General features: G+C 43.0%; 30 protein-coding genes. 24 read left to right on the forward strand and 6 right to left on the reverse strand.

The genetic code is table 11. The features are described 5' to 3' along the window. Positions 1-63: 63 nt before the first annotated feature. Positions 64-1,479 (forward strand): flavin monoamine oxidase family protein, encoded by a 1,416-nt coding sequence (locus ACINLD_RS05175; protein ID WP_035428324.1) that lies wholly within the window; start codon positions 64-66, stop codon positions 1,477-1,479. Positions 1,480-1,719: 240 nt separating this feature from the next. Next, the gene (locus ACINLD_RS05180) at positions 1,720-2,844 is read left to right on the forward strand and encodes a Rap family tetratricopeptide repeat protein (RefSeq protein WP_026587216.1); all 1,125 of its coding nucleotides are present in this window, start codon (positions 1,720-1,722) and stop codon (positions 2,842-2,844) included. A 125-nt stretch (positions 2,845-2,969) separates the two neighbouring features. Here ACINLD_RS05180 and ACINLD_RS05185 read toward each other — a convergent pair whose 3' ends face one another. After that, a complete protein-coding gene (locus tag ACINLD_RS05185) occupies positions 2,970-3,404 on the reverse strand; it encodes a YrvL family regulatory protein (protein ID WP_077736726.1) in 435 nt (144 codons plus the stop codon). A 306-nt stretch (positions 3,405-3,710) separates the two neighbouring features. Between ACINLD_RS05185 and ACINLD_RS05190 the strand changes: the two genes are divergently transcribed. The 4 genes from ACINLD_RS05190 (at position 3,711) to speG (ending at position 5,584) form a co-directional block, all read left to right on the forward strand. Next, a complete protein-coding gene (locus ACINLD_RS05190; RefSeq protein WP_026587218.1) occupies positions 3,711-4,295 on the forward strand; it encodes a TetR family transcriptional regulator in 585 nt (194 codons plus the stop codon). An 80-nt stretch (positions 4,296-4,375) separates the two neighbouring features. After that, complete coding sequence (locus ACINLD_RS05195) at positions 4,376-4,711, forward strand: DMT family transporter (protein ID WP_026587219.1); 336 nt, start codon at positions 4,376-4,378, stop codon at positions 4,709-4,711. Further along, complete coding sequence (locus tag ACINLD_RS05200) at positions 4,711-5,025, forward strand: DMT family transporter (RefSeq protein WP_026587220.1); 315 nt, start codon at positions 4,711-4,713, stop codon at positions 5,023-5,025. The genes ACINLD_RS05195 and ACINLD_RS05200 overlap by 1 nt, the downstream gene beginning before the upstream one ends. A 28-nt stretch (positions 5,026-5,053) precedes the next feature. Further along, positions 5,054-5,584: a spermidine N1-acetyltransferase gene (gene speG / locus ACINLD_RS05205; protein ID WP_026587221.1), complete on the forward strand. Its 531-nt coding sequence runs from the start codon at positions 5,054-5,056 to the stop codon at positions 5,582-5,584. An 81-nt stretch (positions 5,585-5,665) separates the two neighbouring features. Here speG and ACINLD_RS05210 read toward each other — a convergent pair whose 3' ends face one another. Both ACINLD_RS05210 and ACINLD_RS05215 read right to left on the reverse strand, forming a co-directional pair. Further along, positions 5,666-6,022, reverse strand: a complete 357-nt coding sequence (locus tag ACINLD_RS05210; protein WP_077736725.1) for a YxeA family protein — start codon at positions 6,020-6,022, stop codon at positions 5,666-5,668. Between the two features lie 207 nt (positions 6,023-6,229). Beyond that, positions 6,230-6,379 (reverse strand): DUF4177 domain-containing protein, encoded by a 150-nt coding sequence (locus tag ACINLD_RS05215; RefSeq protein ID WP_077736724.1) that lies wholly within the window; start codon positions 6,377-6,379, stop codon positions 6,230-6,232. Positions 6,380-6,452: 73 nt separating this feature from the next. On the opposite strand from ACINLD_RS05215, the gene ACINLD_RS05220 reads away from it, so the two are divergent. The 4 genes from ACINLD_RS05220 (at position 6,453) to ACINLD_RS05235 (ending at position 9,143) form a co-directional block, all read left to right on the forward strand. Continuing rightward, positions 6,453-7,253: a DUF2935 domain-containing protein gene (locus ACINLD_RS05220; RefSeq protein WP_026587224.1), complete on the forward strand. Its 801-nt coding sequence runs from the start codon at positions 6,453-6,455 to the stop codon at positions 7,251-7,253. Between the two features lie 144 nt (positions 7,254-7,397). Continuing rightward, positions 7,398-7,892 carry a GNAT family N-acetyltransferase gene (locus tag ACINLD_RS05225; protein WP_077736723.1) on the forward strand — a complete coding sequence of 165 codons (495 nt, stop codon included), beginning with the start codon at positions 7,398-7,400 and terminating at the stop codon, positions 7,890-7,892. Positions 7,893-7,906: 14 nt separating this feature from the next. Next, positions 7,907-8,206: a hypothetical protein gene (locus ACINLD_RS05230; protein WP_077736722.1), complete on the forward strand. Its 300-nt coding sequence runs from the start codon at positions 7,907-7,909 to the stop codon at positions 8,204-8,206. Positions 8,207-8,537: 331 nt separating this feature from the next. Then, positions 8,538-9,143 carry a TetR/AcrR family transcriptional regulator gene (locus ACINLD_RS05235; RefSeq protein ID WP_077736721.1) on the forward strand — a complete coding sequence of 202 codons (606 nt, stop codon included), beginning with the start codon at positions 8,538-8,540 and terminating at the stop codon, positions 9,141-9,143. Positions 9,144-9,313: 170 nt separating this feature from the next. Here ACINLD_RS05235 and ACINLD_RS05240 read toward each other — a convergent pair whose 3' ends face one another. Beyond that, entirely contained in the window at positions 9,314-9,688 is a 375-nt protein-coding gene (locus tag ACINLD_RS05240) for a hypothetical protein (RefSeq protein ID WP_077736720.1), read from the reverse strand. Between the two features lie 256 nt (positions 9,689-9,944). On the opposite strand from ACINLD_RS05240, the gene ACINLD_RS05245 reads away from it, so the two are divergent. From ACINLD_RS05245 to ACINLD_RS05270, 6 genes are all read left to right on the forward strand, one after another. Continuing rightward, positions 9,945-10,085, forward strand: coding sequence for a hypothetical protein (locus tag ACINLD_RS05245; protein ID WP_179115722.1), 141 nt, complete (start codon positions 9,945-9,947; stop codon positions 10,083-10,085). Continuing rightward, positions 10,078-10,911 (forward strand): prohibitin family protein, encoded by an 834-nt coding sequence (locus ACINLD_RS05250; RefSeq protein ID WP_026587228.1) that lies wholly within the window; start codon positions 10,078-10,080, stop codon positions 10,909-10,911. Before ACINLD_RS05245 ends, ACINLD_RS05250 begins: the two co-directional genes overlap by 8 nt. A 468-nt stretch (positions 10,912-11,379) precedes the next feature. Next, on the forward strand, positions 11,380-12,138 hold the full coding sequence (locus ACINLD_RS05255; protein WP_077737223.1) for a hypothetical protein: 759 nt from the start codon (positions 11,380-11,382) through the stop codon (positions 12,136-12,138). A 76-nt stretch (positions 12,139-12,214) separates the two neighbouring features. Further along, positions 12,215-13,054 (forward strand): thymidylate synthase, encoded by an 840-nt coding sequence (locus ACINLD_RS05260; protein WP_026587230.1) that lies wholly within the window; start codon positions 12,215-12,217, stop codon positions 13,052-13,054. 41 nt (positions 13,055-13,095) lie between these two features. Further along, entirely contained in the window at positions 13,096-13,788 is a 693-nt protein-coding gene (locus ACINLD_RS05265) for a hypothetical protein (RefSeq protein ID WP_077736719.1), read from the forward strand. A gap of 206 nt (positions 13,789-13,994) precedes the next feature. Beyond that, positions 13,995-16,439, forward strand: coding sequence for a peptidase G2 autoproteolytic cleavage domain-containing protein (locus tag ACINLD_RS05270; protein WP_026587232.1), 2,445 nt, complete (start codon positions 13,995-13,997; stop codon positions 16,437-16,439). 231 nt (positions 16,440-16,670) lie between these two features. Here ACINLD_RS05270 and lexA read toward each other — a convergent pair whose 3' ends face one another. Further along, positions 16,671-17,294, reverse strand: coding sequence for a transcriptional repressor LexA (gene lexA / locus ACINLD_RS05275; protein WP_026587233.1), 624 nt, complete (start codon positions 17,292-17,294; stop codon positions 16,671-16,673). Positions 17,295-17,449: 155 nt separating this feature from the next. Here lexA and yneA point away from each other — a divergent pair, with 155 nt between their 5' ends. From yneA to ACINLD_RS05305, 6 genes are all read left to right on the forward strand, one after another. Then, positions 17,450-17,761, forward strand: a complete 312-nt coding sequence (gene yneA / locus ACINLD_RS05280; protein ID WP_026587234.1) for a cell division suppressor protein YneA — start codon at positions 17,450-17,452, stop codon at positions 17,759-17,761. A 19-nt stretch (positions 17,762-17,780) separates the two neighbouring features. After that, positions 17,781-18,470, forward strand: a complete 690-nt coding sequence (locus ACINLD_RS05285) for a recombinase family protein (protein WP_077736718.1) — start codon at positions 17,781-17,783, stop codon at positions 18,468-18,470. Between the two features lie 16 nt (positions 18,471-18,486). Further along, on the forward strand, positions 18,487-18,720 hold the full coding sequence (locus ACINLD_RS05290) for a DUF896 domain-containing protein (RefSeq protein ID WP_026587235.1): 234 nt from the start codon (positions 18,487-18,489) through the stop codon (positions 18,718-18,720). 166 nt (positions 18,721-18,886) lie between these two features. Further along, positions 18,887-20,890, forward strand: a complete 2,004-nt coding sequence (gene tkt, locus ACINLD_RS05295) for a transketolase (RefSeq protein ID WP_026587236.1) — start codon at positions 18,887-18,889, stop codon at positions 20,888-20,890. Positions 20,891-21,070: 180 nt separating this feature from the next. Next, on the forward strand, positions 21,071-21,511 hold the full coding sequence (sirA, locus tag ACINLD_RS05300; protein ID WP_026587237.1) for a sporulation inhibitor of replication protein SirA: 441 nt from the start codon (positions 21,071-21,073) through the stop codon (positions 21,509-21,511). Between the two features lie 85 nt (positions 21,512-21,596). Further along, positions 21,597-21,815 carry a YneF family protein gene (locus tag ACINLD_RS05305; protein ID WP_026587238.1) on the forward strand — a complete coding sequence of 73 codons (219 nt, stop codon included), beginning with the start codon at positions 21,597-21,599 and terminating at the stop codon, positions 21,813-21,815. Positions 21,816-21,895: 80 nt separating this feature from the next. On the opposite strand, the gene ACINLD_RS05310 is transcribed toward ACINLD_RS05305, so the two are convergent. Continuing rightward, on the reverse strand, positions 21,896-22,063 hold the full coding sequence (locus tag ACINLD_RS05310; RefSeq protein ID WP_026587239.1) for an aspartyl-phosphate phosphatase Spo0E family protein: 168 nt from the start codon (positions 22,061-22,063) through the stop codon (positions 21,896-21,898). Positions 22,064-22,305: 242 nt separating this feature from the next. Between ACINLD_RS05310 and ACINLD_RS05315 the strand changes: the two genes are divergently transcribed. Together ACINLD_RS05315 and ACINLD_RS05320 are read left to right on the forward strand one after the other, a co-directional pair. Further along, positions 22,306-23,013 (forward strand): cytochrome c biogenesis protein CcdA, encoded by a 708-nt coding sequence (locus ACINLD_RS05315; protein WP_077736717.1) that lies wholly within the window; start codon positions 22,306-22,308, stop codon positions 23,011-23,013. A gap of 83 nt (positions 23,014-23,096) precedes the next feature. Beyond that, a complete protein-coding gene (locus ACINLD_RS05320) occupies positions 23,097-23,462 on the forward strand; it encodes a response regulator (RefSeq protein WP_026587241.1) in 366 nt (121 codons plus the stop codon). The last annotated feature ends 60 nt before the right edge of the window (positions 23,463-23,522 follow it).

Consider the following 23,522-nt stretch of genomic DNA (forward strand, 5'->3'; position numbering starts at 1 on the left):
TAATGCAATAAATCATTAAAGAGGGTGCCTGAACAATTGAATTCCCAATTAAAGAGCGAAGACATGATGACGATCATTAAACATGGGCTTAAAACATCGCAGCATCCCAAGCATATTCTAATTGTAGGAGCCGGTTTGTCCGGGCTCGTTGCGGCATCTTTATTGAAAGATGCCGGGCATAAAGTGACGATTCTGGAAGCGAATGATAGAGTGGGCGGGCGCGTTTTCACTTTGCGGTCTCCCTTTAGCAATGGGTTATTTTTCAATACCGGACCAATGCGCATTCCGGACACCCATTCTTTAACTTTAGAATATATTAAAAAATTTAATCTGCCTATAAATGTATTTATAAACCGAACGGATCAGGATATCATTTATGCAAATGGCATCACAACACGGCTGCACTTGTTCGAAAAAAATCCGCAAATTTTGTGTTACCCGGTTGCCCCACATGAACAGGGAAAAACGGCTGAAGAGCTGATGCTCAATGTTTTGCAGCCGATCCTCAACTTTATAGAGCAGAACCCGGAGAGAAATTGGCGGATTGTAGAGCAGAAATACAGGTTTCATTCGTTAGGCTCTTTCTTAAGCGCTTATTATTCAGCGGGTGCGATCGACATGATTGGCGTACTTCTGGATATGGAAGCGTATATGGGGATATCCCTTATTGAAGTCTTGAGGGAATCAATTTTTTTTACATCACCGGCCAGGTTCTATGAGATAACCGGCGGCATGGACCGGCTGCCGCATGCATTTCTTCCGCAATTAAAAGATCATATTCTGTTTCAGCAAAAAATGGTGGAAATTTCCCAAAAGCAAAACAGTGTAACGATCCACTGCATTCATCAGCAATCAGCAGAACATGTAGCGCTGACAGGCGACCTCGCTATCGTAACCATTCCTTTTTCAGCCATGCGATTTGTAAAGGTTGAACCGTTCCATTCTTTTTCCTATTACAAGCGAAGGGCAATCCGTGAACTCAACTATATAGCCGCAACCAAAATCGGTATCGAGTTTAAAAGCCGGTTTTGGGAAAAAGTTGGACAGCTTGGCGGCAAATCGATAACCGACCTGCCGATTCGATTTTCGTACTATCCAAGCTACGGAATTGGCTCGGCTGGACCTGCTCTCATGTTAGCGAGCTATACATGGGCGGATGAGGCGCTGACATGGGACAGTCAGCCTGAAGGAGAGAGAATCCGCTATACGTTAAGGAATTTAGCAGAAATCTACGGAAATATCGTCTATTCTGAATTTGTCTCAGGCGCTTCTTTCAGCTGGAGTCAGAACCCCTATTCTGTCGGGGGATTCACCGCTTTTGAACCCGGACAGGAAATCGAACTGTATCCTTATATTCCAACCCCTGAGGGAAGAGTCCATTTCGCCGGAGAACACACCTCACTGACACACGGCTGGATGCAAGGAGCGATTGAGTCGGGGGTACGCGTGGCGTATGAAGTGAATCATTTAACGAAATGAGACGCCTGAGGCCATATTCTGTCTCTTGGAAAGTGCATACTTTCGACAGCGGGGATTCAACTTCAGAAAGCTTGCGTATCAAGTTTTTTAAAAAACTCTTTCTGTATTCTTTTCCTTTCAACTTCCTCCAATTAAGCAATTATACTTGTATAAAATTTGCATTTTTGGTTCTGGATATCCCAAAGATATGGTAAGATAAAATAAATTTACACGAAAATAAGCGGGAAGGAGTTTTTGTTTTTGGATAATGAAAGTGTAATACCATACGATCTAGTTGCAATAAAAATGAATTTTTGGTATAAGACATTAAAACAAAATTGGCCGCATGAAGCTGAAGAAACAAAAAAGGAAATTGAAAAATTGATAGATCAAATGGAACAAAATCAAGAGGTTCTTATTTATTACTCTTTACTAGAGTTCCGACATAGACTGCAATTTGATTATTTAAGATCAGGAGCTGAAGGTGACCTGGACAGCCGTTATAAAAAGTTTAGGGAAATTAGAACGACCAATGATTTAGAAGGGATGCTTGAATATTATTATCATTTCTTTGCTGGCATGTACCACTTTCGACAAAAAGAATTATTACATGCATTAACTTACTATAAGAACGCCGAATTTCAGCTTCGTTCTATGGAATGTGATGAAGTGGAGAAAGCGGAGTTTTATTTCAAAGTGTCTGAAGTATATTACCATATGAAACAAACGATACTTTCAATGAATTATGCCAGTAAAGCATATAACATATACAAACATTATCCTACTTATGGCGAGCGGATTATTCAATGCCAGTTCATATTAGCTGGTAACTGTCTGGATCAGATGTGCCCAGAAAAAGCAATGCCCTTCTTCAATAAAGCATTAAATGAGGCCCGGCAAATAAGTGCTGCCCATCTAATAGGGTCTTCACTTTTAAACATTGGACTTTGCTATGATCAATTAGGAGAATTCGAAACATCAAAAGATTATTTTCAAAATGCGATAGGATTGTATAAAGAGGAAAATCACAGTTATTTGCCGAAAGCAATCTTCAATCTTGCATACGTTAAAGCAAAATTAAAAGAATATTCATCGGCTTATAATTTATATCTTGAAGGAACAGAACTAGCAGAAAAGAATAAGGATATAGATATGTTGTCAAAGCTGAACATGGTTAAGGGACTCTATTTTTTAAACGATTTAGATATGGTTAGAGAATCCTTCAAGTTCTTTAAAGAAACGGGAAAGTATGCAGATTTGGAGGAATACGGTTTAATTGCAGCTCAATTTCTGGAAGCGAAGGATCAAGTTCATGATGCTTTAGAATTTTATCGAGCAACTATTGATGCAAAAAGACAAATTCAAAGAGGTGTGCTTTTACATTAAAATTATGGTGTGAAATTCTCAACTATACATAAACTAACGACGACATCCCCTGTGGGCGGAAAAGGCAAGCAGTATTTGATGTCAGGTAAATGTGAAGGAGAGGGGATTCACTCCTTCATTTTTTGCTATTTGCGGCTTTTTGAATTTGTTTCATCAAACACAACTTCAATAACAGCAATAAAAGCCGCCGCTATGAAAAGAGTGTTTGAAGGTATGAAAATACTGGTCATAAGTTGATCGACGATACGAAAGGTGACCAGGTTCATGAGAAAGTCGATCATAAACTTCAAAAATAAATATATCTTTCTGTTTTCGAAAGTCAGAAAGGACATCGTGTTTAAGACTTTTCCGATGAACTCAAAGATCCCGCCGATCAAAAAACAACCCAACATAAAAAGCAGGATGGATGTATGTGATTCATATGATACGCCAAAGAGTTTAAAAAACCCCGTGATGAGAAAGAAAATGAAAAAAGCAATAAGCGCCAGCGCGATCAAAAGCATGAGGCCGATTCCTGTGAGTACACTAAATTTTCTAAAGGGCCATTCTCCCTTCCTCATTGTTCAAGTGCTGCTCCCTTCTTCAATAAGCGTTTCATGAGGCCGCCGCTTTTTTCTTCCCGTTGGTTCATTGAACGGTAGGCAAGACAAAGAAAAGCGGCAATTGGCCCAAGATAAATAAACAAACGAGCGCAAGTTTGCAATGTTGCTGTTATATAAAGTATATAGGACAGCAATCACCATGTCAGCGAATGCTTCGGATTTTAAAGGAATGTTAAGCTGAAAGAGAGATCGGCACCGTTGACACAAATGCATCGATCCGTTAAAATGACTGATAGTCATTCATTTTCAAGGAGGTCTTTATTTATGCCTAAACAAACTTCAGGGAAATATGAAAAAATTTTGCATGCGGCCATTGAAGTCATTTCTGAAAAAGGGCTTGATAAGGCTTCCATTTCAGATATTGTGAAAAGGGCCGGGACGGCGCAAGGCACTTTTTATTTGTATTTTTCCTCGAAAAATGCGTTAATTCCTGCGATAGCAGAGAATCTTTTAACACATACACTGAATGAAATCAAAGGCAAAATGGACGGAACAGAGCCCTTTTGGACGGTCATGAAAATTCTGATCGATGAGACATTCAACATTACTAGCCTTCATAAGGATATTATTGTGCTTTGTTACTCAGGGCTTGCCATCGACCACTCCATGGAAAAATGGGAAGCCATTTATCAGCCGTATTATTCCTGGCTGGAGGGAATCATTGAAAAAGCCGCGGAAAACAATGAAATTATTCGCGATATCAATGTAAGATGGACGGCCAGAACGATTATCAATTTTGTTGAAAATACAGCTGAACGTTACTATATCGGCGCTGAAAAAGAAGAGGATATCGAAGTGTTCAAGAAGGAAATTTTCACATTTCTGAAAAGAAGCTTAAGCGTCAGGTGAAAAATGACTGGCCTATGCCGTTCATTTTTTATCGCCACAAAAATGACTGACATTCATTCATAATAGGAAGGATGCTGCATATGTATTGGCTGTTTGTTTTGATTGCAGGCTTTTTGGAAGTGGTGTGGGCCACGGCGCTTAAAGGTGCAGAGACATTGTTAGATTGGACGGTCATCTTTATATTGATCGCTGTCAGTTTTATTTTGCTTATTCGTTCTTACCGGAAAATTCCGATGGCGTCTGCTTACACTGTATTTGTCGGCATCGGAACCGTCGGAACTTATGTTACTGGAATTGTTTTGGGGGAACCCTTTTCAGGAGGCCAAATTTTCTTTTTAACCGTGCTCTTAGCCGGAATTATCGGCATGAAGCTTTTCACAAAAGAACGTGAGACACATTCAAGAGGTGAACATTGATGGCATGGTTTTTGCTTGTCGTTTCAGGAATTGAAGAAATGATCGCTGCCATTGCGATGAAATATGTGGACGGCACGAAAAAGAAGTGGCCGATCATTGTGATGGTTGTTGGATTTGCTTTGTCATTTTACTGCCTTTCAAAAGCAATGCAGGTTCTCTCCGCCGGAGTCGCGTATGCAGTCTGGACCGGGATAGGGATCATCGGCATAACGGCCGTCAGCTTTTTTTGGTTTAAAGATCGCTTTCAACTCCCGCAGCTGATATCCCTTTTCCTGATCATTGTCGGAGTTGTCGGCCTGCGGCTTACATCTTAATATTTGATTTACATTGGAGGATGTTTACATGTCGAATCAGCTTAAATTGCGTCCGTTGGAAAGAGAAGATTTGCCATTTGTCCACCGTCTCAACAACGATGCAAAAATCATGTCCTATTGGTTTGAAGAGCCTTACGAAACGTTTGTGGAATTGCAGGATTTATTTGATAAACACATTCACGATCAAAGTGAACGTCGATTTATTGTTGAAAAAGAGACAGAGATGATCGGATTGGTTGAGTTGGTGGAAATTGATTATATTCACCGCAGGGCCGAGTTTCAAATTATTATTGATCCGGCGCATCAAGGCAATGGCTATTCGTCAATCGCGACTTATCTGGCCATGAACTACGCGTTTTCCGTATTGAATTTGCATAAGCTTTATTTAATTGTCGATGAAGATAATCAAAAAGCCATTCATCTATATAAAAAAGCCGGTTTTTCTATCGAGAGCGAGCTTCAGGATGAATTTTTCGTCGACGGTTTTTACCATAACGCCATCAGAATGTGTATTTTTCAGAAGGAATTTTTAAAAATCAAACAGGATGGAACAAAATAAAAACAGCACAGCCCTTGTGCTAAAGAAGCGGCGGTGAAATGCGCGGACGTCCTGTCCGGCCGCCGCCGTCATTTCTGCCGTTCATTTTTTTACATCCAATCGCTCTTTCGCCAAATCCGGGATGTCCTCTTTGTCAACTTCTTCCCAGGATGTTACGCCCTTTTTCTTGGAATCGTATACGCGCAAAAATGCGCCTTTCTTGAGATTTTTGTCTGCGGTAAACGTCATTGTTTTTTCCTTGCCTTCTTCGTCAAAGCCGGCTAATTGATAGTTGAATATTCGATATTCCTTGCCGTCATCCGCCTTTGAAATCTCCTCTTTTCCATCACCTGCAATCTGGACATAATATTGGTCTGTTCCCAGACGATTCAGGTTGCAGCCTGTCAATACGGCAGCAAATGCGATCATGAGACTGATCAATGCGAAATGTCGTTTCATGTTGTTCACCTCTTTTTTGTTCTGTCCTGATTGTAAGCTTCTTTCTTGAAAGAAAAAATTGAATCATATAACAAGAACATTACACTTTTGTAAGGTTTTATGTGGACTTTTATCGTATGGAGGAAACCGGCTGCGCGGGGTTTTTATTTATGAAGACCCTGATGATAGGAGGATCATTTAAAAAAGGGGCAGAGCCCCTTTTTGCCGTCATGCATCTCTTTCAAAGATCAACTCAAAATAAGATGCAATTCCATATCCTGAAGTCGCAGGAGCGAAGATTTGCACAAATCGCCACCCTTCCCGGGCGTACTCTCGGATGACTTCCCGGTAATCTTCCTTTGGTTTCTTATGTTCCATGCCTCCTGAATCATATTTCGGACTGAAAGCGAATAGCCATGTTAAAGAATGGTTATGAAAGGGAGGCGCAAATTTGAAAACATATCGGGAAACGGCGGTCTTTGAACACAAATTTTGGCTGCAAGTGATGGGGGATCACGCCCGTTTTATCTTGGATTCTTTGGCTGAAAAAGAAAGGGAAGACATACAGAAAGCGAAGCGGTTTAAGCAAATATTTGACGTTTTGCTGAAAAAAGTGAATACATCGGCTGATTTATATTCCTTAACATTGGAGGCGGAGGAATACGTCCTTCAGTTTAGAAAATTTAAACTGTCCATTATTAAACGGCATATTACAAGCGATATTAAAATCCATCTTTCCCCGACTTTTATCAACCATATGGTGAACGAGCTTGAAGAATATCTTCTGATCATCAAATATTTGAAAAAGCGGGAGACGCCGCCCGTTTTCCATGAATTGCACCACCATATGCTATGGCTGATGGATGCAGCCGGGCATGCTGGAGCGATCGCTGATGAGCTTGATGCGGTCGAAAAACGGCTGAAAGAAAAAAGCAGGGGATTTGTCAAGCATTTTGAACAGTTTTACCTTAAATCTGTGGAATTGACAGGTTATCTTAGAGCAAATGTGGAATCCTTTCCGGCTCTTAGAAGAATGAACAAAGATGTCAAGCTTGAAATCGAATTATTCCGCACCTTTTTAAATGAAATCGAAGAATTGGAATTGACAGAGCAGATGCTCGGCACTTTCTCAGCGCTTATGGCAGATCATATGATGAGGGAAGAATGCTATTATTTAATGAAAATCGCCGAATCGACAAATACGCAAAAGCCTGCATGCGACCCGGCAAAGCCAAGGCTGCAAGAAAAGTAAAACCATCGGTTTTGCTTTATTTTTTGCCCTTAAAACAAACCATTTCTGTGAAGCTGGAAAACTGCGGCGTTTTTTTGTTATCATATTCAGAATACACAGAGCATTCGAGAGCTTACGGTGATTTCGCAAGAAAAGAGGGGTTTTATGGAAATTAGAAAAATCAATATATCAGATGCAGAACAATTTCTAAAGCTGTGTCAAACTTTAGATGAAGAATCCGAATTCATGATGTATGAACCAGGGGAGCGGCTGACAACAATAGAGCGCCAAAGGGAACAGATCAGATCCATGTTGGCCGGTTCATCTCAGATCTTAGTTGCGAGTGCAGGCGGAAGCTTGATCGGCCACATTACGGCAGTCAGAGGACAAGCTAACCGGACACGGCACCGCGCCCATATTGTCATCGGAATCCGCAAAGCTTATAGAGGACAGGGGATAGGCACGCACCTGTTTCTGGCTTTGGAGAAATGGGCCTGTGAAGAAAAACTGCACAGGCTTGAGCTGACTGTTATGAGCCATAACCAAACTGCCGTGAAATTATATCAAAAAATCGGCTTTAGCATAGAAGGAACGAGAAAGCATGCGATGATGGTCAATGGTACATATGTTGACGAATATTTCATGGCCAAATTGATCTAAAAGAGGTGAAACATATGAAGGACGGAAACGGTGAGATGATGTCCGCTGTCAGCTTTTATAAAACCGAGCGCACGATCGATTTCAATCAACAGCATTATACGAAAAGACGGTATGAGATGTATTTATATCATGACAAGATTTTAGCGGACAAGCGTCAATTTTCTTTGGACAATGTTCACGATGTATCATTCAGGCCTTTTTCCAATGCGGGACTGCTTTACCTCCATACAAACCAAGGGGTTTTCGCATTTGAAGTAGATGCTGATCCGGCGCATTTTATCAAAAGTTATAAAAAACTGAAAAAATCCGATTAAATAAATTCAATATATGAAGTTTTTAGCAGTAAATGCTAGAATATATGTTGGACATTTTGCGTAAAGGAAGGTACATACATATCAAAGCAGAAATTTACATAACGTTTGACCTTGTTGAATTCTTGATCGTTACCGGCCTTATGTCACTTGGCGCGATTTGCTTGTCACTGCTATGCTTGTGAGAGAGCCAACCTTTTTGTTGGCGGATTCTTATTGAAGGGTTTAAGCGCCTTTTCCAATTTTCTTTAACATGTAATAGTCCTTGGCGTTTCAAATTTTCTAAATACATACCGATCCATTTTAATGAGAGAAGAGAGGACAGGACAGCTTAATGAAAAAGAACACACAGAATACGATTCAAAAAATCGTAGACGCCGGATATCATCTGTTTGCCCAATATGGATATTCGGCCACCTCTGTAGACGAAATCATGAGAAAAGCCGGCTATTCCAAAGCTACATTTTACCTATACTTCAAATCCAAGGAGATGCTGTTTCTCCATATTATGAATGAGCAGATGGAAGAGCGGTTTCAAACGAGCATAAAATGTTTTCGAAAGAAGAATTTAAGTGGACTGCTGACAGGTATCGAACATCTGATTCAAACATCAAATAAAGAGCACTCGACAGCTCTGTTTTTGGAGTTCATGGCAAATAGTCACAGATACCCTGAAATTCAGAGGAAAGTGGCCTTGCTGTATGATAGGTGGAGAGAGTTTTTTGTCATTTTGATTGAACAGCTCCAAGATGAAGGAATCGTTCAAAACGAGCTTCACCCAAGAGTCATGGCGACGACCTTGATTTCGATCTTTAATGGATATAATCACCAGCATTTTGCAGATCCCTCGATTAATAAACAAGAACAGCTTCAATCCATCATTTTTTTGCTCAATCCGAAAATCTATTCCAAAATCAAACACAAAATCATCAGTACATAATCATGTAAAAAGCTGCCGGCCGACCGGCAGCTCCCCAATTTTTTTCGCGTACTTATACAAGGCGCGCTTCCGATTCTGCCCGTTTTATGATTTCAGCTAATGTCTCTTCAGGAGTCAAATCAGATGAGTCGATCCAAAGCCCTGTTCTTGGATTTTCATTTTTCAGGATATCAAAGAGAGGTTCGATTTCCCAAATGGAGTAGCCTAGCCTGTTTTGCTTCGCCTGCCATCGCCGCAGAGTTCGGATTCAGTGTAATCAAATAAAGAGGCTTCTCCGTAAACCTTTTAAGAAAGGGATGGACCGCTTTTCCCAAATAGATGGTTCTGCAAGACAACGCGAATCCCGCTCTGTCATACATTTCTGCAACATTTGCCGCGATAGCGTAGCGGAGCTGCAGTTGTTCTTCTGCACCTGTCGCGTCATCGGGAGACATGTCGATGTTTCCTTTTACAATCATCTTTCGAAATAGATCGCCCCGCACATGCACACTTTCTTCAAATGGCTCGGACAACATCTGAGCAATCGTCGATTTTCCAGAGGCCATGAGTGTCCTGTCAGAATATAAATTCCTTTTTTTTAACGACTTATCACTTCCTTTTGGTATAAGAACCCTCCTAACGCCGTATGAGTTTATATTGAACCCTTTAATCTTGAGTGTTCTTCTCTCGGCTGCCGTCGAATTTCTTCCAAAATCATGATTTCCCCAGAAAAATGAAACTTTAAGTTCATATGAACGTAAACATTAGTGAAATGATTTTTAAGTCATACTGAATCTTCAACACATAAGGAGGCAGGAACAAGTGAAAGTGATGATCGGCTCCATCATACTTCTATTGATTATCGGGTTTGGAGTATGGCTGATGTTAAGCCCGCTTTTTAAAAAAGTCGGCAGCGGAGCAAGCAAAATCAAGAAAACGCTGGAGGATGATCAAGATGAATGAGCAACAAACAAAAAAAGGCAGAAACAAAACACTGCTTGGCGGAATTATTGTCGCCGCCGCTTTAATCGTAGGGGGATTCACAGCTTCCCTGTTCATAGAAAAAATCCCGAACGGCTATGTCGGTGTCGTCTATTCGCCAAATGGCGGCGTAAAATCGGAAACGCTTGATCAGGGCTGGCACTTGGTCGGTCTGTTTGATAAAGTCACAAGATATCCGGTTCGGATGCAGACTGTAAACAATCAAGATATTCAAGTGGCCACCTCTGACGGAAAAAACATCTCAATGGATATCGCCTACAACTATGTCGTTCAGCCTGATAAAGTCGTAGAGTTGTTTAATAAATTCGGAGCGGTTGAGATTGAATCGATTGAAAACAGCTATCTGAAAACGAGATTATGGGATGCTGCAAGAAAATCGATTTCCAAATATTCCGTTATAGACACTTACGGTCAAAAGTCATCGGAGGCGGCTGCAGAAGTGCAAAAAGCCTTTGCCGATGATATGAAGAAGCTCGGCTTTGTGATAGATGACTTGACCCTGGGAGTTCCGAAACCGGATAAAGCCACACAGGAAGCGATCGACGCGCGCGTGAAGTCCTCGCAGGAACTGGAACGAAAACAGACAGAACTTAAAATCGCCGAAGCGGAAGCGAAAAAGAAAAAGATCGAAGCTGAAGGGATTGCCGAATACAACGAAATCATCAAAAAGTCTATGTCAGATCAAATGATCAAATATCAATGGATTCAAAAATGGGACGGAAAAATGCCAAAAGCTACGGGATCCAATTCATTTATACAGCTGCCGATCGACGAAGACCAGAAATAAACATATCACTTAAAAACTCCCTTAGCATTAAGGGGGTTTTTAAGCGAATCCCCCTTTCAGAAGGGGGGCAAAACATTCAGTACTCTAAAGTAAATATCAACAAGAGAAGGTCAAAAACAGCAGAGATTGATTCCTGAGGAAACGATTGAAGAAATCAAAAAAACGAACCAGCTTGATATCCAGCTGTATCATCAGGCAAAAGCACGTTTTGAGGAACGGTTAAAATCTTTGAACAACGTTTTTTTAAAAAACTAGATTTACCGGATGACGTCCATTCAATCCTAAAATCGACATGCATCATATCAGCCAGGTGTCCCGGACTTCATATTTATGGAAAATCCCCCTCATACGGCATTCGGAGATTTGCCAAAAAGAAGGAGTCTCCGGTGTTGCCGAGTATCATGATTAATGAATGCCAGATGATTCAAATCTATCAGAAAGATGAATGCACGCAAGAAAAGGAGGAAGATCATGTTTGCACCGGACGAGATCCTTTCTGTATGGAGAAAGTTTGACGAATTCCCGATGGAAACGTTGACAAAGGCTTGGTTTTACGACCAAGCTGGTGATCGGAAGCAGCGCGACATATCCTTAATGCAAGAGCATCATCAACAATACGGCATTTCAGGCAATTGTTTTGATCTTGCGATTTGGCTGCTGGCCGAATTGAAAAAAGCCGGGGTTGAGGCCTATCCGATTGGCCATCATTTCAAAACAGACAGGGCGCATGCGGCAGTGATCGCACTTGATGAGAGGGGAAGACGATTTTTATGTGATTTAGGCGACCAATGGTTGAATCCGATTTTAATAGATTCAGGCTGTGAAGACTATACAGAGGAAAAGCTGAGCGGTTTTTTTCCGGCCGCAAAAGTTCAGGTCAAGCCGTCGCAACACCAAATCGAAATCACTTACCATCGGCCGAGTGGTAAAATCGTGACACAAGCCTACGATCCTGAGCCGGTCGACGAAAACATATTTTTAGAGGCGGCTGAATATTCACAGCGCAGATTGAAGCCTGAGCCGCTGGTGGAATGCCGGGTTCCCTATCAAAATGAAACGGCGCACTGGGAATTCAGCGGATGGAGCAGTCATCTGAGCACAAGCAATGGATTGGATCAGGAATCAAAGCCGAAATCGATTGAAGGCTGGGCTGACAAAATCCAGCAAATGACCGGCTATGACAAACATGTTTTGCTCAGTGCATTGACGACTTATCAATCCCGATAAAGAAATATCTTCTCTTATCTATTGAAAAAAACTCGTTTTATACATATCATTTGGAAAGAGGATAGGAGAGGATATGATGAGCCACTGCGATCAACAATACAACGCTATTATTCAAAAAATTATTGAATCCGGGATTTCAGATGAAGAGTATCGCGTCCGAACGAAATGGGAGTCAGACGGTACAGCTGCTCATACTTTGAGCATCATGAGCGAAAAAATGCGCTTTGATAATTCTGAAGTGCCGATTTTAACAACCAAAAAAGTAGCATGGAAGACAGCGATTAAAGAGCTGCTTTGGATTTGGCAGCTGAAATCGAACGATGTTCAGGTTCTTCAGAACATGGGTGTTCACATTTGGGACCAATGGAAGCTTAAAGACGGAACGATCGGTTCAGCATACGGCTATCAGCTGGCAAAGAAAAACAGAACGATCAACGGCGAAAAAGTCGATCAGGTTGACTACCTGCTTCATCAATTAAAGCATAACCCGGCTTCCCGCAGGCATATTACAATGCTGTGGAATCCCGATGACTTGGATGAGATGGCGCTGACGCCTTGCGTTTATGAAACGCAATGGTATGTCAAGGAAGGAAAACTGTCTTTGGAAGTAAGGGCGAGAAGCAATGATATGGCATTGGGCAATCCGTTCAATGTGTTTCAATATAATGTGCTGCAGCGCATGATCGCCCAAGTTCTTGGCTATGAACTGGGCGAATATATCTTCAATATCGGAGATTGCCATATCTACACCCGCCACATCGACAATTTGAACATTCAGATGTCGCGGGAGCAGTATGAGGCGCCGAAGCTTTGGATCAATCCGGAAATTAAAGATTTTTATGATTTCACGATCGACGATTTTCAATTGATTGATTATCAGCACGGAGACAAGCTCACATTTGAAGTAGCAGTATAAAAACAGGCGGAAAATCCGCCTGTTTTTCTTAAAAAGGGGGAATCGAACCGGTGAAAAAGTTGGCCTGTCTTCATGCCCACCACTCAAATATTGGATATATTGAACGTGTGTTTTCTCAATATGAAATAGAGCTTATTCACTTTGTCGATCCCGGCTTGATGCATGAATTAACGGCAGAATCAACCTTTAATGCCGGACAAAAAGCAAAAGAGCAAATAGAATGGATGGCACGCTGCAGCCCAGGGGCGATCTTGATCACCTGCACAAATTATATTGCGGTTTTACAGAAAGCGGAACTTTCCATTTCCGTGCCGGTCATTAACATTGATGAACCATTTTTTGAACAGATCTGTCAAACCGAGAAGCGGCAATTGATGCTTTTTTCTAATCCTGCAACTGTTGAAAGTACAATGGAGCGTCTGAAAGAATATGCGCGTCAACGACAAAAATCCCCGAATGTAGAGTGTATGATCCTTAAACATACTTTCGATCTCATCATGCGTGGATATAAGGAAATGTACGATGCCGAGATTGAGAAACATATAAAGCGAATCGCAAATACCGAAAACAGGCTGCTCTCCGTTGCTCAGTTATCCATGGTTGATGCAGCTGAAGCAGCGGAAAGTTCATCATCTGAAATGATCATCAATCCGCTCGAACCGCTAGAGCGCCATGTGGCAGCTTTGCTGCAATTAGAGAGGCGGCACTTGATCGCAGAAAATACAAAGCTATAATAAGCCGGCTTTAAAAGGATGGAGGGATCGGAAATACTGATCATCCGTCCTTTTTTTGCAGGGGTTAGAAGGATTACAGTGATGTATATCCAATTTATAACATAGATGTAAAATGGATGATTTGGCCGCTCCGTTTTCGAAATTTGAGACAGGCCTTCCCATCCGCATTTCAACGCCCATATTAAAAAGAAAGAGGTGTCCTTAGAATGGTTCATTCACAAAAACCTTCTGATGTGTCTCTAAATGCCGAATTGAGATCCACCGCTAAAGGTCAATTTTTAAAGCATCAAAACCGTTTGACGGAAATCGAGCAACTGAAAGCAAGGATGCAAAATCTCATTCAGCATGTCGAAACCTCTCAAAGCGTTGAGGTGACAGATGCAAGGGTGACGGCCGAAGGAGAGGCGGCCTCACTGTTGAAGGAGCGGCTTGATAAGGAGTATCACAAATTGCTTGGCAAAATCACTCGCGAAGTGAATGTTGCAGATTTCGGGGCTGTTCCTGATGGAAGGGATAATACTGAAGCTTTCCGCAATGCGATCGGAAATGGACGAGTTAAAGTGAACATTCCGGCGGGCGAATATTTTGTTCAAGGAATCAAGCTTCCGTCTTGGACATATCTTGTCGGACAAGGCAAAGGCGTCACTGTCATTAAACTTCATGAGGATACCCCGGCACATGAGTGGGTCATCACGAATGACGATTATGAAAATGGAAACCGTCATATTTTTGTCCAGGGAATGACTTTAGACTGGAATCCTGACAGACAATGCGGGGTGAGAAATCCTGGAGGGCAGTTTTCCAGCTGTTTAACGTTTGCAAAAGTCGAATTTGGCTGGATCAAAGATATTGAAGCCGTCAATGCAGGTCTCCACGGAATTGATATTACATCCCCGACATATGATCATTTGCCTGATACAGACTGGACAAAAGACGGCTCCAAATATATTTGGATTGATAACTGTGTCGCATATGGCGCCGGCGATGACGGCATCACTACGCATTACAGCGAATACATCTTTATTTCAAACTGCTATTCTGCAGCCCCTCGCGGCACAGAGCACGCCGAAGGCATGGCCAACTCCAACGGTATCGAGATTGATGATGGGTCAAAGCATGTCTGGCTTTTAAACAACGTGACAAGCGGAAACATTCGCGGGGTAGAAGTGAAAGCCCATGAAATGTGGCCGGCTTCTCAAAATGTCCATATTATCGGCCATATATCCTACCGGGATGTCCGCGCGTTTGACCTTCGGCATATCGGCCACCACCAGGCATCAGATCCGGAAAGCACCACAGCATACGATGTAACGCTTATTGATTGTACAGCGGTCGAGCCAGTCTTCAATTCTCTGTATGAGAGTGTGACCCCAAGAGCACTCGTTGTTTCAGCCTATAAAAATGTTTATATAAGCGGATTCACAGCGATCGGAAATCCGGATTACGACTATGGCGGCTATCCTGTAGTAGCATTGCAGTACCGAAGTCAAAACATTACGATCAATGGGATTAAGATTCGCGGATTTAAAAAGGCCGGCATCGATATTCGTTTATTGGGAGGGGCAAATCAAACCGATCATATCAAAATATCAAACTTTGATTTTTATCATTCAGCTCCAATCGGAATATCGATCGGAGGCGGACTCTATAACGTGAATATTATGAACGGAACCATGATAACAGAAGGCGGGACAGCAGGGATCCAGTCTCCGAATAGTCAGGCTGTCATCATCGGCGTTTTGGCGGAAGGGTACAGCGCCGCTGCATCCATTAAAGGTCAAACCTACCAGCAGATGCCCGTCAATTTAAAGGGCGGAGCCCAGATTGCAACCACCTCCGGTTTTGCATTTAATCAAACAAGCGCCGTTATTGCCGGAACCGGGGATATTACGGCAAAAGGTGAAAGAAATGCGGTCATCGGAGCTTCGGGCGGTTCCAGCACAGAGGGCTCCCGCGCATTTGTCACAGCTTCAAACAACTCTCATATTACAGGCAACGGCGTATCCAGAACGATACTTTCATCAGAAAGCATTACACTTGAAGAGCCGTACACTGTGGCCGGAGGTCACCAGTCAATCAAATGGCTCCTTGACTCCCGTTATGGAAATGGAGCATTTGCGGGGGCGGTAACCTCTTCATTAACCGGCTATGGAGAGTATTTTGAGAGTGAAAGCGGGCAGTTGATCGATACAGGCACCATCGTCACTTTAAAAGGAGAAAAAATAGCCCCTGCCCAAAGCGGAAATGATTTGCTGGGGGTTGTGTCAGAAACGACAGCTTTTGTTTCTGGGGCATCCAGCTTTGTCTGGCAGCGCCGCTATTTGACAAATGAGTTCGGCGGATTGATTGATGAAGAGGTAACCGATCATGAGACAGGGGAGCTGATTCGCCTCCCGAAACAAAATCCGGACTATAACGAGTCTTTGGAAGGGAGCTATCTGTCACGCGATGTCAGAGATGAATGGCATGTCGTCGGGCTTTTGGGCAGACAGTATGTACGTATTGACGGCACAGTGCGGCAAGGAGATTATTTAGGAGCGATTGACGGCATAGGGACAAAAGCAACTGAAGGTTCTTGGAAGGTGATCAAAATAACTTCTCCGTACACTCCTGAAAAAGGATACGGAATCGCTCTCGCCTTGATCAAATAGCGGGCGCCATAAAAACGGTCAGGAGAAAAACATTTTAAACATGAAGATGCATGAAAGTTTCCTGTGTGCAAAAATTTTGTTGACTATCAATAAATCATCATAGATAATGGACTTGTAAGCATATTATGAATTCCTCTTTTTCAGGTTCGCCCCCCAAAACAGCGGGAAGGGATGAACCTGATTTTTTTTGATATCAAAAAGGCCGCCGGTAAACCGGCAGCCGCTGCATCATTAGTGAACGGTTCTGAAGACGCCGATCACTTTTCCGAGAATGGTCACATTTTGCAGAATGATAGGCTCCATCGTGGGATTTTCAGGCTGCAGGCGGATGTGAGTCTTTTCTTTGAAAAACCGCTTGACGGTCGCTTCATCTTCTTCGGTCATGGCCACGACGATATCCCCGTTGTTGGCTGTGTTCTGCTGTTTGACAATCACATAGTCTTTATCAAGTATTCCCGCATCAATCATGCTTTCCCCCATGATCTCAAGCATGAAAACATGCTCGTCCGGCGGTGCCAGGCGGTCGGGAAGGGGAAAGTACTCCTCGATATTTTCCACAGCTGTAATCGGCGTCCCGGCTGTCACCTTTCCAATAACGGGAACGTTGACCACCTGGTTTTGCGGAATGTGAATGTCTTCTTCGGTATCCAGTATTTCGATGGCTCTCGGCTTTGTCGGGTCTCTTCTGATCAGTCCCTTTGTTTCAAGCCTTGCCAAGTGGCCGTGTACGGTTGAACTTGATGCAAGGCCGACCGCTTCGCCGATTTCCCTGACGGAAGGCGGGTAACCTTTGCGTTTCACTTCTTCCTTAATGAAACGCAAAATATCAAGTTGTCTTTTTGATAGCTTCGTCATGTTCTGCACCTCAAAACGTCGATTTTAGGTAGATTATAGCATGTTTTACCTCCAAGTACAAACATAGGTTCGAAAAAACGTTTGACAGAAACGTGTGTTCGTATGTATACTGAAAACACAAAAAGCGAACAAATATTCTGTTTGGGGTGATGGATTTGAAAAGGGAATCGTTGGTTTTCGTCGGTCTGCTTACTGCTGTGATCAGCTGCTGTATTCTGTTTTTGTCTCTTGCCGGGAAAATGGAGGAAAACAAGCAATATGTTAAAATAGAGGTGCAGGAAGGCGATACGTTATGGGAGCTTGCCGATCGCATCGAAGGCGGGAAAAACGCTGATAAACAAAAGTTCATTGAGTGGGTTGCCGACAAAAACGGCCTTTCGACGTCCGTCATCAGGCCGGGCGACGTTTTGATCCTTCCGGTAACCAAGCAGCACTCCCACCGGTATCAGCTTGCAGTCGTAGAATAATAAGGATGAGGGGATTTCTATGAACGCGATTATATACACCAGGGTGAGCACGTCAAAAGAGCAGCAGGAAACCTCCTTAAAACGGCAGGAAGAGGAGCTTGCAGCGCTTGCCGCCGAACACGGCATGACCGTTGTAAAGGTCATTTCAGAACAGGCGAGCGGATATGAGATGGACCGCGACGGCGTATTCGAACTGCTGGAAGAACTCAAAAGCTCAAGAGTAGATGCGGTCTTAATCCAGGATGACACAAGGCTTGGCAGGGGAAATGCAAAAATTGCCCTCCTTCACTGCTTATATAAAGAAGGCGTTCAAATTTATACGCTTGCTCACAGGGGCCGGCTGGAACTTTCCGAGGCGGACTCGATGGTGTTGGAAATTGTCAGCATCGTTGAGGAATATCAGCGGAAAATACATAACCTGAAAATTAAAAGAGGCATGAAAAAGGCGGTCGAAAACGGCTACCGTCCGGAAAGAAATTTGAAAAACCGGCATGAGGGAAGCGGAAGAGAACGGATCGAAGCACCGCTTTCGGAAATCATCCGGCTCAGGGAAAACAAGCTGACGTTTGCAGAGATTGCAGCCGTGCTGAGAGGCTTCGGCTACAGCATTTCAAAGGCAACAGTGCACCGCCGCTATCAGGAGTATAAAGAGGGACAGGTTCATTTGTTGTCAAATGGAAGCGAATTTAGTAGTATGAATGAGAAATAAACCAAAGGAGCATGTTATGATTTCCAAAGAAAAAATAGCCAGGATTAATGAGCTTGCGAAAAAATCAAAAACCGGCTCTTTAACAGACAAAGAAAAAGCGGAACAGCAGAAGCTCCGCCAGGAATACCTGCAAGGTGTCCGCGCTTCTATGAAAAACACGCTGAAAAATGTAACCATTGTTGACCCGGAAGGCAACGATGTGACGCCGGAAAAACTCAAACAAGAAAAAAACAAGCGCGGGCTCCATTAATTTTAGGGAATACGTCAATATCGTATTCCTTTTTTGTATATACTACTGTTGTTTAAAATAACTGCAAATCATCATTTTTCAGCCGTCTTTTGAGACGAAATGGTTGTGAAAACTGATGGGTAGATTTATGATAAGGAAGTAGAGTACATACAGGAAGGGGATTAAAATGAAAACGATTGAATCAAAATCTGTCGCAACGATCCGGACTCTATCCATAGATGCGATTGAAAAAGCAAAATCCGGCCACCCGGGCATGCCAATGGGTACAGCTCCGATGGCTTATACGCTTTGGACAAAAATGATGAACGTGAACCCGGAAAACCCAAATTGGTTTAACAGAGACCGGTTTGTGTTATCTGCCGGACACGGTTCAATGCTGCTTTACAGCATGCTGCATTTAAGCGGATATGACGTATCAATGGAAGATCTGAAGAATTTCCGCCAATGGGGAAGCAAAACTCCCGGACATCCTGAATTCGGTCATACTCCAGGGGTCGACGCGACGACAGGGCCGCTTGGCCAAGGAATCGCAATGGCTGTCGGTATGGCGCTTGCAGAACGCCATCTTGCGGAAACCTACAACCGTAACGAATATCGTGTCGTTGACCATTATACATACAGTATTTGCGGTGACGGAGATTTAATGGAAGGAATTTCCTCAGAAGCGGCTTCACTTGCCGGACATCTGAAGCTTGGCCGTTTAATCGTTCTTTATGATTCCAACGATATTTCTCTTGACGGAGATCTGGACCGTTCCTTCTCTGAAAATGTGAAACAGCGCTTTGAAGCGATGAAATGGGAAGTGCTGTATGTTGAGGACGGGAATAACATTGAAGAAATTACAGCTGCGATCGAAAAAGCAAAGCAGAATGTAGATCAGCCGACACTAATTGAAGTCAAAACAACGATCGGTTACGGTTCTCCAAACCGGGCTGGAACTTCCGGTGTTCACGGCGCTCCTCTCGGTGCAGAAGAAGCCGGTCTGACAAAAGAAGCATATAAGTGGACATATGAAGAGGATTTCTACGTTCCTTCCGAAGTCTACGATCATTTTAAAGAAACGGTCAAGGAAGCCGGCAAACGCAAAGAACAGGAATGGAACGAGCTGTTCGCCGCATACAAGAAAGCCCATCCGGATCTTGCAGAACAGCTTGAACTGGCAATGAAAGGAGAGCTTCCTGCAGGTTGGGATAAGGAAGTTCCCGTTTATGAGAAAGGAAGCAGCCTGGCTTCACGCGCATCTTCCGGCGAAGTCCTGAACGGAATCGCCAAAAAAGTGCCATATTTCTTTGGCGGATCAGCTGATTTGGCCGGTTCCAATAAGACGACGATCAAAGACGGCGGAGACTTTTCTGCGAAAGACTATGCCGGCAGAAACATCTGGTTCGGAGTCCGCGAATTTGCGATGGGAGCGGCTTTAAACGGAATGGCTCTTCACGGCGGCCTTCGCGTATTTGGCGGCACATTCTTCGTCTTTTCTGACTATTTGAGACCTGCGATCCGTCTTGCAGCCTTAATGGGGCTTCCGGTCACATATGTGTTTACACATGACAGCATCGCAGTGGGAGAAGACGGACCGACACATGAGCCGATTGAACAGCTCGCATCGCTGCGCGCCCTTCCAAACCTGTCTGTCATCAGACCTGCCGACGGAAATGAAACGGCTGCCGCTTGGAAACTTGCCCTTCAATCGACAAACCAGCCGACAGCGCTTGTACTGACGCGCCAAAACTTGCCGACAATTGACCAGTCTGCTGAGGCGGCGTATGAAGGTGTTGAAAAAGGTGCATACGTCGTGTCCAAGAGCCAAAGCGAAAAGCCGGCCGCGCTTCTTCTCGCAAGCGGATCAGAGGTCGGACTTGCGATCGACGCACAGAGTGAACTCGCGAAAGAAGGCATTGACGTATCAGTCGTCAGCGTTCCGTCTTGGGACCGCTTTGAAAAGCAGCCGGCCGAATATAAAAACGCCGTCCTGCCTTCAGATGTGACGAAGCGCCTTGCCATTGAAATGGGTTCACCGCTGGGATGGGACAGATATACAGGAACAGAAGGCGACATTCTCGCAATCGACCAATTTGGCGCCTCCGCTCCTGGAGAAAAAATTATGAAAGAATACGGCTTTACAGCTGAGAATGTAGCTGCCCGTGTGAAAAAGCTTTTAAATCAATAAAGATGTCATAGGATTTTATCAACAATCTAAGAGAATGATCTTTGAATCATTCTCTTTTTTTCGTTTCGACAAAATTAGTCGCTTCTTTTATCACCATCAGACAATTATTTCTATTCCCCTTTTGTATAATTGAAAGCATACATTCATCAGAATCGATATCCTAAGGGGGATGAGACAGTGATGGAACGTCATTATTATACGTATCTGATAGAAGAGGAATTTGCCAGTCATTATTTTGGAAGAGAATCTGTCATGTTCAAGCTTTTTTACGATTACCATTGGACAAGCCCCGAAAACAAAAAGTCTCAATTAGCGGCCAGACAAATCGAATATATTACGAAGCCGATTCCGGTTGCCCATATACACAACAGGCTGAAAACGAACCTGAACCGTGAGGATTACACACAGGTAGACTGCATATACAGATTATACGTTCCAAAGGGAAGCGCTTCTTTCATTATCAAAGACCGCTATATCGAAATTTTAGCAAACGGGCAATTTGATGCGGAAACCGTCTTCTTTGAAGTCTTGCGGAAGGTAAGTCCTTGTTTTCTTGCGATGGACTTCGGCATGGAGCGGTACGGCTGGCTGAACCCTGTGAAAGAAAGAAATTTTGTATAAAAAAAAGAATTTAGAGTGTAAATGTTGTATAATAGCGTTTGGTTTAGTACACTTTATTACGAGACAACATGAAGGAGGAAATTAAATGGATTTATGGGTTGTCATCCTAGTGGGCATTTTGGCATTGCTCGCAGGTGTTGCACTCGGATTTTTTATTGCTCGTAAATATATGATGAACTATCTGAAAAAAAATCCGCCAATTAATGAACAAATGTTACGCATGATGATGATGCAGATGGGAATGAAACCATCCCAAAAGAAAATCAACCAAATGATGAAAGCCATGGAAAATCAAACGAAATAATACGAATGCGATTATGACATAGAAGGAACATGGTTATAAATAAAAAACCCGTTTTCTGGGTTTTTTATTTTGATTTATGATTATTGTGTGCTGCCGCCGAGAGATCGTTTTTGATATTCCAAGAGAAGGATGTCCAGCTGCTGGCTGTGCTGTAACGTGACATGGGAGGTCATGCCGTTTGTCATGACGATTTTCACCAGCTCTTTTCTTTTTTCCTCAATTTCATGAAGCAGGTTCTCTTTCATCACAGGAATTTATCCTTTCTTCTGTAAAAATCATCTTTTTGTTGCCTACTAAATGCTATTATATCCATATATAGGTTTCTTTTCAATTGTGAAGGTGATAAGGGGAAATTGTCAAAATTGATTATATAAAGAAATTCGGGAAACCAACACTTTTTTTGGTGATATGTAAGGAAATTGAAATGCCATTGTCATAACCGATGAATTTTCTTCATATCATCCCAAAAAATAGAAGGGAGAAAGAGAGAATGACGGATATTAATTATATTCTGGCTTTCGGCGCCGGATTTCTATCTTTTATTTCACCCTGTTGTCTTCCGCTGTATCCGGCTTTTTTATCCTACATTACAGGCGTCAGTATGAGTGAAATCAATTCGGACAGACTGCTGCTTCAAAAGAGAAGCCTGCTGCACACGGTTTTTTTCCTGATCGGCTTTTCGATTATCTTTATCGCCTTAGGCTACAGCACATCGCTGATCGGCACGTTTTTTAAGGATTACCACAATCTCATCAGACAGCTCGGAGCGATCTTCATTGTCTTTTTCGGGTTTGTCACTTTAGGTGTTTTTAAACCCGAATTTCTAATGAAGGAAAGGCGCCTCCAATTGAAAAGCCGGCCGGGCGGTTTGCTCGGGTCTGTCGGGATCGGAATGGCGTTTGCTGCAGGCTGGACGCCGTGCACCGGGCCGATTTTAGCGGCGGTCATTGCACTGGCGGGGACCAATCCGATGTCCGCTGTCCCGTATATGCTGCTGTATGCGCTTGGGTTCAGCCTGCCGTTTCTGCTGCTGTCTTTTTTCATTTCCAAGATGAAATGGTTCCGGAAACATCAGCTGCTGATCATGAAAATCGGCGGCGCTGTCATGATTGTAGTCGGCATCCTCCTGTTCTTTGACTGGATGACGAAGATCATTATCGTTCTATCAGGGCTGTTTGGTGATTTCAAAGGTTTTTAAAAACTTTTGATCTGCTCTGTTCAGTTTTTTGTTAAAATAGAACTTATTCACAGCTAAATTGAATCGTGATGTTGGAGGGGAGTATGGCAAGGGTTTTAATTGTTGATGATGCAAAATTTATGAGAGATAAATTGAGGGAAATACTTGAAACGGAGAATGTTCAAGTCGCAGGGGAAGCCGAGAATGGTGAAGAGGCCGTCTCCTTATATCAAAAGCTGAAACCGGATTTGGTGATCATGGATATTACAATGCCAGTGAAAAACGGGATAGAGGCTTTAAAGGAAATGATTGCGGCCGATCCAAAGGTGAAGGTCATCATGTGCACGGCTATGCGCCAGCAGCGGATCGTCGTCGAGGCAATTGAAGCCGGAGCCAAAGACTTTATCGTCAAGCCATTTGAAGAAACCAAGGTGGTTGAAGCGGTTCGGATCGTTCTCGGAAACGCATAAACAGAAGCAAAAACCCGGAAGAATGGTTTTTTTCTCCGTTTTAGAGTATAGTAACATATA

It is taken from the genome of Bacillus sp. z60-11 (assembly GCF_046464135.1).
In the GTDB taxonomy this organism is placed as follows: domain Bacteria; phylum Bacillota; class Bacilli; order Bacillales; family Bacillaceae; genus Bacillus; species Bacillus sonorensis_A.